Genomic DNA, 14491 nt, shown 5'->3' on the forward strand with positions numbered 1-14491 from the left:
GACTGCGAGAAATGGCGGATAAAAAGTCGCTTTTGTGAGGAGAATAGCGGGACTATTTGACGAACAAAAGCGACTTTTTAGATCCATTTATCGTAGCCGTAGTAGGACATGACTTTTAAGACTGCTTCTTAAGACGGCTTCTGAGACACTCTCAAGTGGAGTGATCCGAGGCGGCGTATTAGGAGCCTGTCGGACTTAAGACAATTTCGGCCTAAAATCCAGAAAGTGCGAGAAAGTGCGAGAAAGTGCGGCCAGAATGTCCGATCAATTTGCTTAAATAGGTCAACTATTCGCACAAATCCATCGAAAAATCTGGCTCGCTCTACTGAATTTTATGCTCGAAAGCATAAGTCCGATAGGCTCATAGAAGCGTGTTTAGCAATAAGGCTCCTTAAAACCAGACTCCAGGCAAGAGATAAACGCTCTTTCGTCTGGCGACTACAGACTGTTGGAACCATCTGACTCCATTCCAAACTCGGTAGTGAAACGACATATCGCCGATGGTAGCGTGGGGTTCCCGGCCTGTGAGAGTTGTTCATCGCCAGGCACCTGATAGAAAACCCTGACAGCGCATGCTGTCAGGGTTTTTTGCTGTAGCAGAAGATTTCTGATGCTGTGTCGGCGTGGCCTGGGAATGGCCTATTAGCCTTGTTATCGCATAGACTCTGTGAGATCAATTGATTATTTGTTCAGCTTGAAGGCCTATTCTCCCATGTCTGAAAGTCCTCCTGAAAAAAATGGAAGCACTTCACCTGGACTATTGAAGTCCAGCGTTCTGGTCGGCATTATGACTATGTTCTCAAGAGTATTGGGCTTAGTGCGGGATATCGTTATTGCCGGTTATTTTGGCTCAACAGCATCGGCTGATGCCTTTTTTGTGGCGTTTAAAATCCCTAATTTTCTCAGGCGGCTATTTGCAGAGGGTGCCTTTTCTCAAGCGTTTGTCCCCGTTTTATCCCAGTATCGCACTCAGCGGTCTTTTGATGAGGTCAGGCTGTTAGTCAGCCGGGTTAGTGGTACGCTAGCTGGCACATTGCTGATGGTCACGGTATTGTGCATGCTACTTTCTCCCTGGCTGATCAGCCTGTTTGCTCCGGGGTTTCACAGTGATCCCTATAAGTTGGCGCTGGCAGGCGGGATGCTCCGTATAACGTTTCCTTACTTATTATTGATATCACTAACAGGGTTGGCAGGTGCTGTTTTGAACAGTTACGGCCGGTTTGCTACGCCCGCCTTTACACCGGTTTTGCTTAATTTGAGTTTGATTGGCGCAACGCTCTATTTGACGCCCTGGTTTTCTGACCCCGTGATTGCCCTTGCCTGGGCCGTTGTCATTGCGGGTATTGCGCAACTGTTGCTGCAATTGCCTTTTTTATGGCATATCCGCTTATTGCCGGCACCGCGTTGGGACCCTAAGCATGAAGGGGTAAGGCAGATAATGAAGCTGATGGTGCCAGCATTATTTGGTGTTTCGGTCAGTCAGATTAACTTATTACTGGATACGGTACTGGCCTCTTTCCTTCAGACGGGCAGTGTTTCCTGGCTGTATTATTCAGACCGTTTATCCGAGTTACCCCTGGGTGTTTTTGGTATCGCTATTGCTACGGTTATTTTACCGAGCTTGTCCCGTGGGCATGCCGGGGATAATGAAGGGCAATTTTCTCAAACACTGGATTGGGCGTTGCGCTTGGTGTTACTGATTGGCCTCCCTGCAAGTGTGGCACTGTTTATCCTGGCAGAGCCTTTGATTGCGACGTTGTTTCATTACGGTGAGATGACGGACAAGGATGTTGTAATGTCTGCCATAAGCCTGAGGGCCTACGCCCTGGGACTGGTTGCTTTTATGCTGATTAAGGTGTTGGCACCGGGGTATTTTGCCCGTCAGGATATGAAAACACCGGTAAAAATAGCCATTAAAGCGATGGTCGCCAATATGGTATTTAACGTGATTCTGGTCTTTCCTCTGGCTCATGCGGGTTTGGCCCTGGCTACGGCACTGTCAGCCTTTTTGAATGCGGGTTTACTCTACTGGGGACTGCGAAAAACACAGATATTCAAGCCATTGAAGGGTTGGTGGCGTTATGGTGTTCAGCTGCTGCTGGCAAATGCGGCTATGGCGGGTATATTAATTGCTTTGAAAGGGGAGGTGAGTGACTGGTTAACCGCATCGCTTTCTGAGCGGATAATGGATACAGGTATTGTCGTGGTTTCAGGTATGGTGGTCTATGCCTTTGCCCTGGTGATAACAGGGGTAAGGCCCAGTCAATTTAAACAATGACTATGCTGATATAAGCACGTTTGCAGTCACTACGATTCGATACTGAGGTTGATAGTTGGTCAATGGATCGAATAGTTTACTTAGAAGCGGTTTATGATATTTTTTGAAAAGTAAACCCATGGGAAGGCTGCCTGTTTTTCGGTTTTCTGAGAGCTAGCCCGGATATTTCATAAACTGCCCTTAGAGCCGCAAGGAGCGAGCAAGGCCAGGAGCATGTTTATGAAATATCCGGGCTAGGAGTCTGTAACGAAGGAAAGCTCAAAACAGGCGGCTTTTACCAGCGGTTAAAGCCCATGATTATAAACAACTTCTTATGAAGGACGTTAACAATCAGTATGTCACAAAGGGTTTCTTATGAAATTTACAGGAACAGACAGTTACGTCGCCACCGATGATCTGAAAGTTGCCGTCAATGCGGCCGCCACCTTGCGCCGTCCGCTGTTGATTAAGGGCGAACCGGGTACCGGCAAGACAGTGCTGGCTGAAGAGGTGGCCAGGGCCTTTGGCGTGGAGCTGATCGAATGGCATATTAAGTCCACTACTAAGGCGCAACAGGGCTTGTATGAGTATGATGCTGTATCGCGTTTGCGTGATAGCCAACTCGGTGACGAGAGAGTCAAGGATATCCGCAATTATATCCGTAAGGGCAAATTGTGGGAGGCCTTTGCGTCAGAGAAGCTTCCTGTATTGCTGATTGATGAAATTGACAAGGCGGATATTGAATTTCCCAATGACCTGCTGCTGGAGCTCGATCGTATGGAGTTTCATGTCTACGAGACTGGCGAAACCATCAAGGCCACCCACCGCCCCATTGTCATGATTACTTCGAATAATGAAAAAGAATTACCCGATGCTTTCTTGCGCCGCTGTTTTTTCCACTACATCCAGTTTCCTGATGCCGACACCATGGCTGAGATTGTTGACGTTCACTTCCCTGGTATTCAAAAATCATTGGTGCGCGAAGCGTTGACTATTTTCTATGACATGCGCGATGTGCCGGGTGTCAAGAAAAAACCGTCCACATCAGAACTACTGGACTGGTTAAAACTGTTAATGACAGAGGAATTACCCCTTGAGGTGCTAAAGAGCAGAGACCCCAACAAATTAATCCCGCCGCTGCATGGTGCGTTGCTGAAGAACGAGCAAGATATTCACCTGTTTGAACGTCTGGCTTTTATGAACAAACGCAGGGGCTAACGGTTCATGTTCATCAAATTCTTTTATGCGCTCAAGGATAACGGCATCCCCGTCAGCATCAAAGAATACCTGATGCTGATGGAGGCGCTGAAAGCCGGATGTGCCTCCTATAAAGTGGATGATTTTTACTACTTGGCGCGCTCTGCCTTTGTCAAAGATGAAAGCAAGCTGGATAAATTTGATAAAGTCTTTGGCAGCGTGTTTGAAGGCATTCAATTTGTTGCCGATGACGATGGGATTAACATCCCCGAACAATGGTTGCGTAAAATGGCAGAACTCTATCTGTCTGAGCAAGAGCGCGCCAAGATTGAAAGTCAGGGCAGTTTTAAACAATTAATGGAAAAGTTGCGGAAACGGCTGGAAGAACAGAAAAAACGCCATCAAGGCGGCAATCAATGGATTGGCACTGCCGGCACCAGTCCCTTTGGTGCCTACGGCTATAACCCCGAGGGGGTTCGTATTGGTCAGGAGAATGGCCGCCATGGCCGCGCCGTCAAGGTTTGGGACAAGCGCGCATTTAAAAATCTTGATGACAGTATCGAACTCGGCACCCGCACTATTAAATTAGCCCTCAGAAAGCTGCGTCAATTTGCCCGTCAGGGCGAGGCCACGGAACTTGATTTAGACGATACGATCCGCTCCACTGCTCACCGGGGTTTTCTGGACATTAAAATGGTGCCAGAAAAACGTAATGCCATCAAAGTATTACTCTTTTTTGATGTGGGTGGATCAATGGACCCCCATATAAAAATGTGCGAGGAGTTATTTTCTGCCGCACGGGCTGAATTTAAATATCTGGAATTTTTCTACTTTCATAATTGTCTTTATGAAAGCGTATGGAAAGATAATGTGCGCCGCAATAATGAACGGCTCAATACATTCGATATTCTCCACACTTATCCCCATGACTATAAGGTTATTTTTGTGGGCGATGCCTCTATGTCTCCCTATGAGATTGCCTACCCCGGCGGCTCCGTAGAGCATTGGAACGAAGAACCCGGCGAAATGTGGGTACGACGGGTGTTAAACATTTATTCAAAGGCTGTGTGGTTAAACCCCCTCCCTGAAAGTCATTGGCAGTATGGTCAGTCCATCCAGATGATGAAAGCATTAATGAACGACCGCATGTTCCCCTTAACGCTTTCTGGCATTGATCAAGCCGTTAACGCATTAAAATAGAAGGGCGTTAGTTACAGGTCTTAGGTACTGCTTCTGGATGCCTCCCTGTATACTGGGAAAGTCAATTGCACTTATTGCTTGAATCCAGCTTTAATCGTTGACCGTTACCTGGAGCGATCCATCATTATCAGATACCAGTGTCACAGGGTAGTCCAGTGCCAGCCATGAAAAGTAACCATCCCTGAAAAAGAAAACCTGTTTATACCCCCACATGGCTGCCAAATAGCTCGCTATAGCACCCCGCATATGGTAGGTGCTGTTACCGTATATAACAACAGGGGCATTTTTATCCAGCGCGCCGGCGATGAACAATTGTTGAAAACCTTCTCTTAAGTCAAGGTTGTGTGCACCATCAACATGCCCCCACTGCCATTGTGAGTGTGGTCTGACATCCACAAAAGGCGCGCCTAGCTCATGCAAGAGCTTAGCCTGGTGAGTGTTAATTGTAATTACCCCCTTGATTGTCATTGGGGCTTCTTCAGCGTTAACGGCAGCAGGCATGAGACAAAAAAATAAAGCGGCAAGCAGGTACGTCCATTTCATCACTTCTACATCCATTGGTTAACTTCATTTATTTATACTAATAAGTATATGGATGACTTCCTGCTTGTCTTGGAATAATAGGAAGCAAAAAAAAAATGCTTCAAAGCAATGTCATCTAGTCACACGACAGTTAAATGACATATTCATTACCCTTTTAAATTATTTCACCCAACTGTATAGTTTTGCCCGTAACCGAATAGCCGCCTGTGAATGAATCTGACTAACTCTTGACTCACTTACACCAAGTACTTTGCCTATTTCCTTTAAGTTCATTTCTTCGTCATAGTACAGCATTAATACCAGTTTTTCTCGCTCAGGTAGTTTATTAATAGCTTCAACCAGCGCCTGCTTAAACCTGTCCTCATGAATATCGGCCTGAGGCCCCCTATCTCCTGAACGAGCTTGCATTCTTGACTCTTCACTGTCAAATAACTCTTCAAAGCTGAATAAGCGACAACCTCGTAAGTCACTTAAAATGGTATAGTACTCATCAACAGAAACATTCAATTCAGCAGCAACCTCAAAATCACGTGCGTCCCTGCCAAGCTTTGCTTCTACTTTCTGGACAGCTTCACTGATTTTGCGGCTATTACGATAAACGGATCGCGGCCCCCAGTCACCTTTGCGAATTTCATCCAGCATGGCACCACGAATACGAATACCTGCAAAAGTTTCAAAACTGGCACCTTTTGTTTCATCATACTTTCTGGCAGCTTCGAGCAAACCTATCATGCCGGATTGCACCAGATCATCAACCTGCACGCTCGCTGGCATTCTCGCTGCCAAATGGTTCGCTATCCGCTTAACAAGTGGTCGATGCTCTTCTATCAGTTCATCCTTTACTTTTTGATTTTTTTGTACCGCCTGCGCAAGTAATGACATGGCTACGCTCCTTCCTTGACCTTGGTCGGCATAAATATTTCAATACTCCCCCTTGGCATTGGCACTGGTGTTGATGACATCTGGTGTGCAAGGCGCCCAAAAGCACGTGCTGCACGGCAGTCGGGGCAAGCGGTCAGGAGCGCCTGTTGTTTATTCAGGGTATCAGCAACAGCTTTGTCAAAAGGTATCGTACCCAGAAAGCTCAAAACCATCTGATTTTCATAGTTCAGATAGGATTGCAAACGTTCAAACTGCTCTGATCCTGATTTCTTACTGGACACAGCATTAACAACAATGCCAAACCGACGAACACTGTATACATGATTCAGCAAACGGATCAGGCGGGCACCATCAAGTAGGGAAAGCACATCCTGATTAACAACAATTAATACTTCACCGGCTGCCTGGATCAGTGTGACATTGTCGGGTGCCATACCCGGAGCCGTATCAATGATGAGAATATCCAGTGCGGTAGCCAACTCTTCCAACTTACTGATAAGACGCACAGAATCATTAATTTCAATGCTTTGGCGCCATATGGCACCATCCGCTGGCGCAAGAATGTTAACGCCACAAGGACCCTGGAGTATTTCTCCTTCCCAGCGTTTATCGGTGGATTCTGTGCCTGTGGCTGCCACGCTGGTGTTGAGGCCAAGGGCTGGGCCAATATCCGGTACTGACAGGTTGCCGTCCATCAGGACTACACGTTGTCCTGACTGAGATAGTGCGATTGCAAGGTTCACAGATACAAATGTTTTTCCGACTCCTCCCTTACAACCTGCGATCGCAATAACACGCTTTGTTTTCGAGGTCATAGTTTTATCTTCATTTAATAAAAAGGATTATCACTTTTTATCAATCAAATTCCATGCCATTTTTAAAAATTATTTTTTTATCTTTCAGTTTTTCCGAAAAAAAGCCACGCAATATATAACTGGTTGTTTATAAAATAAATAATAAAAAGGGCTGAGTAAATATTTTGTGGTTTATTTGACGCTTCATAAAGAGAATGAGGGAAATAAAAAAAATTGGCATTTTATCGTTTTGCAATCAGAAAATAATTTGACACTAAGACTGTATGGTGACAACAAAATGCCGATGCGTTATCCAAATAATTGCCGTAAACTTTACCAACTTAAAAATAAAATAAAAAAACGTCATTTTTTTATTAAAGGTGTTTGGTGCTGGTTGTATCATATTATTCTGGCAAAGATTTTTCAGAATAAGGCTCCCCTGAGATTTATACTGTAGTTAGAATAACTGATTAGTATCATTACAGTCGGCAAAAGTGAAGTTATCACAACGCCTTAAAATCCGTACTTGAATTCAGTAATTGACCGCTTTTAACTTGCAGGGGGCTTATTCCTTATGGAGAAAACGGCGTTCAACGACTGAATTCAGGATGATGGCACTTGAATTTTGCAACCCTCAGGGACAAGGGTTGCAGGAGTAAGAGTCACAGTTTTAGCCTACTGCTTGAGAGTGTACTATTGCGGTTATTCTTTTGCTGCCTCCTCGTACCGGTGCATACAGTACTTCCTCATTTTTTCCACCAGTGTTGTTCGGCGTATTTTCAGCTTATCTGCCGCTCTGGCAACGACATTGTTGCAATCATTAAGTGCCTGTTGAATCAAACTTTTCTCCAGGCGGGTTAAAAAGTCTTTCAGGTCAATGCCGCCTACCGGTAACACTGCAAGATCATCCACTTTGCCTGTTCCTGCTGGTTGGATACTGTCTGGAAAGAGGTCTGTCACTCCATCATCACCTTCTTCAGTATCGCTCAGATGACGGTAATCTTCGGGTAGATCCTGAATACCAATGACGCCGTAGGGGAACATAATAGCCAAACGTTCCAGAAGGTTAGCCATTTCCCTGACATTTCCCTGCCACTCATGACGACAGAGAGATAAAATAGCTGCTGAGCTCAGGCGTATTGAACCTCTTCCCTGTTTTTCCATAGCCCGGATTAATTCATTGATCATTAACGGCACATCTTCTGGACGATCACGCAAGGCGGGCATTTCGATGGGGAATACATTTAAGCGGTAGTATAAATCTTCCCTGAAGGTGCCTTCGGCTATCATTTGTTCCAGGTTCTTGTGAGTTGCAGCTATCACCCGGGTATTAATACCAATGGATTCACTGCCCCCAACACGTTCAAACACCCTTTCTTGTAAAACCCGTAAGAGTTTGACCTGCATGTGTAGTGGCATATCACCTATTTCATCAAGAAATAATGTTCCGCCATGGGCCAATTCAAAGCGTCCTTTCCGGTTAGCGACAGCTCCCGTGAAGGCGCCTTTTTCATGACCAAACAACTCACTTTCGAGCAAGTCTACAGGAATAGCACCACAGTTGACGGGTACAAAAGGCCCCTCATTTCGACTGGAGTGTTGGTGAAGGTTTCTCGCGACAACCTCCTTCCCTGTGCCAGACTCTCCGGTAATTAGCACATTGACGTCTTTATCGGCGACCTGTGCCATGGCTGCGCGGACATTGCGAATTTTTTCCCCTTTGCCCACCAAACCCCGGAATAACTCAACCTGAGGCGTTGTGCCTGCTTGTTGGGTTTGCCGCCACTGCTCTCGGTATACCTGTCCAAAATGCAGTGCCGATAATAACGACGACTTTGAGCAGGGCCAGTCAATACGTGTAATAATTTGACGTTTAAACGCCACCTGTAAGGTATCAGGCACAGGTTCATCCACCCGTATGGCAGGAATGCCTGCGCTCCAGCGCTGAACTCTCACCAGTAATGCTTGTAGAGACCGCTCGGCCTCCAGGTGCTCCCCCAGGAAAATAGCGCAGAAATGCTCAGCCGGATGCATCTTCACAGCCTCTTCCCAAAAGCGTGAGGCTGTAGCGACAGGTCTGTATCCCATGAACTGAAGTACGGTGCTTAAATCATGACGGCGCTGTTGCGCATCATCAATGATCAGTACCAGATTAGTTATCTCCATATGACGACGGTCCTTGTCATCAAGTCAAAAAAACAACATAACGGCACAATATTTGGAAATTAATACACCCTTGTTAATTCATTAAAGGTATAAAAAACCACTACGTCAAATTTTCCATTTTTTTATTCATCATAGGGAAATACTCTTCAGAATTTCCATGAGTTTGACAATTTGTTTGGTGCTTTGTACAAAAGGTAAAAGATGCTGCCACTTCTTAAACCTCTACGACATCTGCCCATAATTTTCTCAAACGCTTGTCTGATACAGGAAAATGCGTGCCTAATTGTTGTGCAAACAGCGATACCCGGTATTCCTCGAGCATCCAGCGGTAATGCGTCAGGTTTTTATCGAAAATTTTATGGGTTTTATGGGCATCCAAACGGCGCGCATACCCTGTATACAGGGTATTTAATTCTTCTGCCCAGGCACGATCCTGGTTGACTTTTCCGGGGAGTTTATCCAGCCGCATCTCAATGGCTTTGAGGTAGCGTGGGTAGTGGACCAGCCATTTCATCCCACTTTGCTGAAGAAAACCCTTATGGATCAGCAAGCTCAGGTGTTGCTTGATATCTGATAAGGAAAAGGCGCGGTCAAAAGGAATATTCTTTGCCTTCAATTGTCGGGAAATACTTTGTGCTGTTTTAAAAAGAGTATTCAGCAACGGGTCGACTTTCTCTGCCAGGGGGGTAAGCCCATCCTGATAACGTTCAATCAACGTATCAAAGGCCGCTTTGCTGTCAGGTCTTACCGATTCAGCCAGGAAGGTTTCGGCGACAAGAAAAGACGACAGGTCATCTTCCAGCGCTTTGTGGCTAAACAGGTTTGTCGCCAACAGCTGTGTTTGTTTGAGCAGTTTCATGTTGGAAAGGGCTATTTTCAGTGGGTTCACAAGCCTGAAACGCAGCAATCTTATCAGTCCAGCCCGATGCTCACAGGCTGCCAGAGCTTCATTATCAAAGAGCTTGACAGCAACTGAGTCCCCCTGATCGAGCAGGGCTGGATACACTTTTAACGTCAGTCCCGCATAATCTCGGGTCATTTCCAAAGGTAGCTCACCGCATGTCCAGTCTTTGAGTCCCGTTTGTTCTAGCGGGTCTGAATCTTCTGAGTGCAAACTCTCTTCAGCTAACTGACCAAAGCGCGTTTTCAGCGCCACAAGGTCGCGCCCCTGCGCAAGCGTATCACCAGAGGCATCAACCACCCGAATATTCATTCGGTAATGGGCGTCTATACGGTCAACATCCCAGGCATCATCTGGAACAGGCACGCCACTCATACGCGTTAACTGTTTACCCAGCACTTCTACCAATGGAATATCACAGGCCGATACCGAATCCAACGCTCCCCGGACAAAATCAGGCACAGGCACAAAGTTTTTTCTCAGCGCCTTTGGCAGAGCCCGCACCATTGCAACACACTTTTCAAATAACATACCAGGGACCAGCCATTGCAAACGGTATAAGGGAAGGAGTCGCAAAGCCTGAACCGGCACGGTAAGGGTGACGCCATCATGCTCGTGCCCCGGTTCAAAGTGATACGTTAATGGCAGTTTAAGCCCTTCCCAGCGAAAACAATCGGGATACTTCGCTTCAGCCACCTGCCCTGCATCGTGGCGTATTAAATAGTCGCGGGTTAGCCACAACCAGTGTGGTTTGTCTCGCTCAATAGTCACCCGCCACCGCTCAAACCCTGGGCCATTGGTAATTTCAGCAGGTATGCGCTCATCGTAAAAGGCGTACAGCCTTTCAGACTCAACCAGAATATCCCGACGGCGGGTTTTATCTTCAAGTTTTTCCACCTCCTCAATCAGCTTTTTGTTATGGGAAAAAAACAAGCCTTTGGAAGTGTATTCACCGGCCACTAACGCTTCACGAATGAAAATTTCACGGGCAACAACCGGGTCTATTGCATCAAAATTTACACGTCGACGGCCAGTAATAATCAAGCCATACAACGTAACCTGTTCAAAGGCCACTACCTGTGCCCGCTTTTTCTCCCAGTGAGGCTCAAAGTAGTTCCGCTTCACCAGGTCCTGGGCCAGCGGCTCAATCCAGCGAGGATCTATTTTGGCATTTACCCGGCCAAACAGGCGTGAGGTTTCTACCAGCTCAGCCGTCATCACCCATTTAGGTTTGCGTTTATGCAGTGTGGATGCTGGAAACAGATAAAAGCGCCGGTTTCTTGCTCCCAGATAATCGGCCTCATCATCTTTGTTGCCCAGGTGGGAGAGTAGCCCTGTCAGCAGTGAGCGGTGAACATCGCCATAACTGGCTGGCTCTTCATTACACTGAAACGACAAATCACGACAGGCCAGGGTGAGCTGTCGGTGCAAATCACGCCACTCTCTCATTCGGATAAAGGATAAAAATTGTTTCTTACAATGTTTTCTCAGTTGGTTTTGTGAGAGCGCCTGGCGATGCTCTTCATAAGACTGCCAGAGATTGACAAAAGTCAGAAAATCAGAGTCCTCGTGGTAGTATTCCCGATGGCACTGATCGGCTCTTTGTTGCTTATCTGCGGGGCGCTCCCTTGGATCCTGGATGGTCAGGGCGCTAATGATAATGAGTAATTCAGAAAGCGCGTTGTTTTTGGCTCCTTCAATCAACATACGCCCGAATCTTGGGTCAACGGGGAGTTTGCCAAGTTGCCTGCCGATAGTGGTTAAGCCACGTTTATTATTAACCGCGCCGAGTTCTTGCAGTAGTTTAAAACCGTCGTTAATGGCTTTATCTTCGGGTTTATCCACAAAGGGAAAGCGGGCGATATCTGTTAGTCCCATACCTAGCATCTGCAAGATAACCGCAGCAAGGTTTGTTCGGCGAATCTCGGCATCAGTAAATTCCGGGCGCCCCAGAAAGTCCTCTTCAGCATAAAGCCGAAAGCAAATCCCGGCCGCCACCCGACCGCAACGCCCTTTACGCTGGTTGGCCGACGCCTGAGAGACAGGTTCAACGGGTAAACGCTGAACCTTCGAGCGGACACTGTAACGACTGATTCTGGCCATACCCGGGTCAATCACATAACGAATACCGGGCACAGTCAGGGATGTTTCTGCGACGTTGGTTGACAAAATCACTCGACGCCCCGCATGGATCTGAAATACTTTATTCTGCTCAGCGGCAGTTAGACGAGCATATAAAGGTAAAATATCAGTATGGGGCAGCCTGGCATCCCTGAGAAAACGCGCTGTTTCTCGAATGTCCCGTTCACCGCTTAAAAAGACCAGTACATCGCCTAAACGTGTACTTTTCCCACTACGTTCCAGTTCAAAAATTTCCTGAAGCGCGGATAAAATGCCCTGTTGCAGTCGTTGATCGGCATCACGGCTTTCAAGGTTTAATCCCTCTAATGGCCGATAATGCACGGTAACCGGGTAGGTTCGCCCTGAAACTTCAAGCACAGGGGCACCGTTAAAATGCCGGGAGAATCGTTCTACATCAATGGTGGCCGAGGTGATAATGACTTTAAGGTCAGGCCGTTTGGGTAGAAGCAGTTTAAGAAAACCCAGCAAAAAATCGATATTTAAACTGCGTTCATGGGCTTCATCAATAATGAGGGTGTCATAGCGGCGCAAAAAGCGGTCATTCTGAATTTCAGCCAGTAAAATACCGTCAGTCATTAACTTAACCAGTGTCTTATCGCTGACATGGTCATTAAAACGAACTTGGTAGCCTACCTGCTCACCCACAGGGACGTCTAACTCTTCTGCTATTCTGGCAGCCACCTGACGGGCAGCGAGACGCCGCGGCTGGGTATGACCAATCAGGCCCAGAACACCTCGTCCCATGTCCAGGCACATTTTTGGCAATTGTGTGGTTTTTCCAGACCCCGTTTCTCCAGCGATAATCACCACCTGGTTGTCACGAAGGGTATTGATAATAGTCTCTTTTCGAGAGGCAACGGGTAATTCTTTGTCGTAAGTGATCTCAGGGACAGCAGCTGAACGCCGCCTGGCCTGTGCCTGAGAAGCCGCTATTGATGCTTGTATGTTTTCCAGCCCTTTGTGATTATCATACGACAAACGACGTAACTGGTTTCTAAACCGGTATTGATCCTTAATCATGCAAGATGGGAGGTGCTGTCGTAATTGGTTTATTACAGGGCTGGGCACGCAGTAATTCCTGACGTATGAATTAAAAGGAAGCATACTACCATTGACAATGGTTATTTGCCTACCACCGGCAAATGTATCAATCAATGCAATACAGCCATTGGATACAAACTGATTCGTGGACTTTTACATCGCGCGAAAAGTGACAGTCTCACAGTGAGCCAGGTGGTGAGTTTGATGTTTTTTAAATGCCTGGCGAATGGGTATACGCTGCTACCCGTCCAATGGGATAAAGTCGGGAAATTATACCAATCGACTCTTCTAAATGCGCCTTACGTTGCCAACGAACGGCAACCCTGCGTTGAAACTCCTGGCAATAACACGCTATTACTCATCGTTTTTATTGCTCTGACGTCCAGTTTGTAAGCTGTTACCGGTAATTAGAAAAGACGATGGGTATTTTTGGAAAACATCTCACTACTCCTGGCTGGTTGCGGTGTCGGTGGTGATTCGGTAGAGCGTGTAACTTCCTCTGACCTCAAAAGGTCTACGGCAACAGGGGCATGCAGGTATTTTATAACGGCAACGCTGTTCGAACCATTCGCCGTTTCCATTACCGTCATTACCGTAGTGATAATAACATCTTAGACTCCTGAGGTGGTCTGCAAGGAATCTGGGATTTTCAGGATTATGAAGCAGCGCGAGATCACTAGCACTGAGTTCAATTCGACGCGGATGCAGATTTAATGAATAGATATCATCGTAAAGAAAGAGGGTACAAGTACCGGTTAAACAAGCTATCCACTCGTTAACATATGAACCACACGCTCTTACTGCTTTTCGCAAGCAATAAGAGTACATTTGGTGAGGTTCAGTAGAGCCCAGGTAGATACTGGGGACACCCAGAAAGCCTAATAGACAATTCTCATGAAAAATATGATTGCACTCTTTTAGCTTGCCAACAGTGTTACCGGCCTCATAATTTTCCAGGCAGATAACACACCGTGTATCATTCAATTCAGTTAATGGTATTTCAGGATAATGGCTATTACTTTGATGGTGAGGGGGGGGATGCCCTCTCTGTATGGACAAGGGTTGATCGGTGACAACCTCTGGAAGGATTTCATTTACATTTGGCATAACACTCTCCTTACCGTCTGCCTTTTTGTACTATAGATCCTGCTATCTGCTTCTGCATTATGGATAGGGTATTTTAAACACTGTTTACAAAAATGATCAGGTATCAGCACTTTGTGGCTTTTAATTATTAGCGACGGGCACCAACGACGCTTGGTAGTTAGTCGAACCTGAGAAGCGGTCTTAAACGTCATGCTCCTACTGCGGCTACGATAAATGGGTCTAAAAAGTCGCTTTTGTTCGTCAAATAGTCCCGCTATTCTC

At 46.4% G+C, this 14491-nt stretch carries 9 protein-coding genes and 1 rRNA gene; 4 read left to right on the forward strand and 6 right to left on the reverse strand.

Translation table 11 applies throughout. The annotated features are described in order from the left end of the window. Nucleotides 1–430 precede the first annotated feature (430 nt). The 4 genes from rrf (at nucleotide 431) to V4C51_RS14815 (ending at nucleotide 4654) form a co-directional block, all read left to right on the forward strand. Nucleotides 431–547: ribosomal RNA gene (gene rrf, locus V4C51_RS14800) — 5S ribosomal RNA — on the forward strand. Between the two features lie 165 nt (nucleotides 548–712). After that, complete coding sequence (gene murJ / locus V4C51_RS14805) at nucleotides 713–2278, forward strand: murein biosynthesis integral membrane protein MurJ (RefSeq protein WP_330926955.1); 1566 nt, start codon at nucleotides 713–715, stop codon at nucleotides 2276–2278. Between the two features lie 354 nt (nucleotides 2279–2632). After that, on the forward strand, nucleotides 2633–3475 hold the full coding sequence (locus tag V4C51_RS14810; RefSeq protein ID WP_330926956.1) for an AAA family ATPase: 843 nt from the start codon (nucleotides 2633–2635) through the stop codon (nucleotides 3473–3475). A gap of 6 nt (nucleotides 3476–3481) precedes the next feature. Beyond that, nucleotides 3482–4654: a vWA domain-containing protein gene (locus tag V4C51_RS14815; protein WP_330926957.1), complete on the forward strand. Its 1173-nt coding sequence runs from the start codon at nucleotides 3482–3484 to the stop codon at nucleotides 4652–4654. 90 nt (nucleotides 4655–4744) lie between these two features. Here V4C51_RS14815 and V4C51_RS14820 read toward each other — a convergent pair whose 3' ends face one another. The 6 genes from V4C51_RS14820 to V4C51_RS14845 all read right to left on the reverse strand — a co-directional run bounded on the left by V4C51_RS14820 (nucleotide 4745) and on the right by V4C51_RS14845 (nucleotide 14230). Continuing rightward, entirely contained in the window at nucleotides 4745–5197 is a 453-nt protein-coding gene (locus tag V4C51_RS14820; RefSeq protein ID WP_330926963.1) for a rhodanese-like domain-containing protein, read from the reverse strand. A gap of 159 nt (nucleotides 5198–5356) precedes the next feature. Continuing rightward, nucleotides 5357–6079, reverse strand: a complete 723-nt coding sequence (locus V4C51_RS14825; RefSeq protein WP_330926958.1) for an RNA polymerase sigma factor FliA — start codon at nucleotides 6077–6079, stop codon at nucleotides 5357–5359. Between the two features lie 2 nt (nucleotides 6080–6081). Beyond that, entirely contained in the window at nucleotides 6082–6894 is an 813-nt protein-coding gene (locus V4C51_RS14830) for a MinD/ParA family ATP-binding protein (RefSeq protein ID WP_330926959.1), read from the reverse strand. Nucleotides 6895–7575: 681 nt separating this feature from the next. Then, on the reverse strand, nucleotides 7576–9039 hold the full coding sequence (locus V4C51_RS14835; protein ID WP_330926960.1) for a sigma-54 dependent transcriptional regulator: 1464 nt from the start codon (nucleotides 9037–9039) through the stop codon (nucleotides 7576–7578). A gap of 214 nt (nucleotides 9040–9253) precedes the next feature. After that, nucleotides 9254–13150 (reverse strand): ATP-dependent RNA helicase HrpA, encoded by a 3897-nt coding sequence (gene hrpA / locus V4C51_RS14840; protein WP_330926961.1) that lies wholly within the window; start codon nucleotides 13148–13150, stop codon nucleotides 9254–9256. A gap of 417 nt (nucleotides 13151–13567) precedes the next feature. Next, the gene (locus V4C51_RS14845) at nucleotides 13568–14230 is read right to left on the reverse strand and encodes an RING finger domain-containing protein (protein ID WP_330926962.1); all 663 of its coding nucleotides are present in this window, start codon (nucleotides 14228–14230) and stop codon (nucleotides 13568–13570) included. Nucleotides 14231–14491: the final 261 nt, after the last annotated feature.

The organism is Candidatus Sororendozoicomonas aggregata (assembly GCF_031528575.1).
GTDB classification, from domain to species: Bacteria; Pseudomonadota; Gammaproteobacteria; order Pseudomonadales; family Endozoicomonadaceae; genus Endonucleibacter; species Endonucleibacter aggregata.

Coding starts and splice junctions, on each gene's coding strand:
- V4C51_RS14815 (WP_330926957.1), top strand. CDS start 3,482: ATGTTCATCAAATTCTTTTATGCGCTCAAGGATAACGGCATCCCCGTC.
- V4C51_RS14825 (WP_330926958.1), bottom strand. CDS start 6,079: ATGTCATTACTTGCGCAGGCGGTACAAAAAAATCAAAAAGTAAAGGAT.
- V4C51_RS14845 (WP_330926962.1), bottom strand. CDS start 14,230: ATGCCAAATGTAAATGAAATCCTTCCAGAGGTTGTCACCGATCAACCC.
- V4C51_RS14835 (WP_330926960.1), bottom strand. CDS start 9,039: ATGGAGATAACTAATCTGGTACTGATCATTGATGATGCGCAACAGCGC.
- murJ (WP_330926955.1), top strand. CDS start 713: ATGTCTGAAAGTCCTCCTGAAAAAAATGGAAGCACTTCACCTGGACTA.
- V4C51_RS14830 (WP_330926959.1), bottom strand. CDS start 6,894: ATGACCTCGAAAACAAAGCGTGTTATTGCGATCGCAGGTTGTAAGGGA.
- V4C51_RS14810 (WP_330926956.1), top strand. CDS start 2,633: ATGAAATTTACAGGAACAGACAGTTACGTCGCCACCGATGATCTGAAA.
- V4C51_RS14820 (WP_330926963.1), bottom strand. CDS start 5,197: ATGAAATGGACGTACCTGCTTGCCGCTTTATTTTTTTGTCTCATGCCT.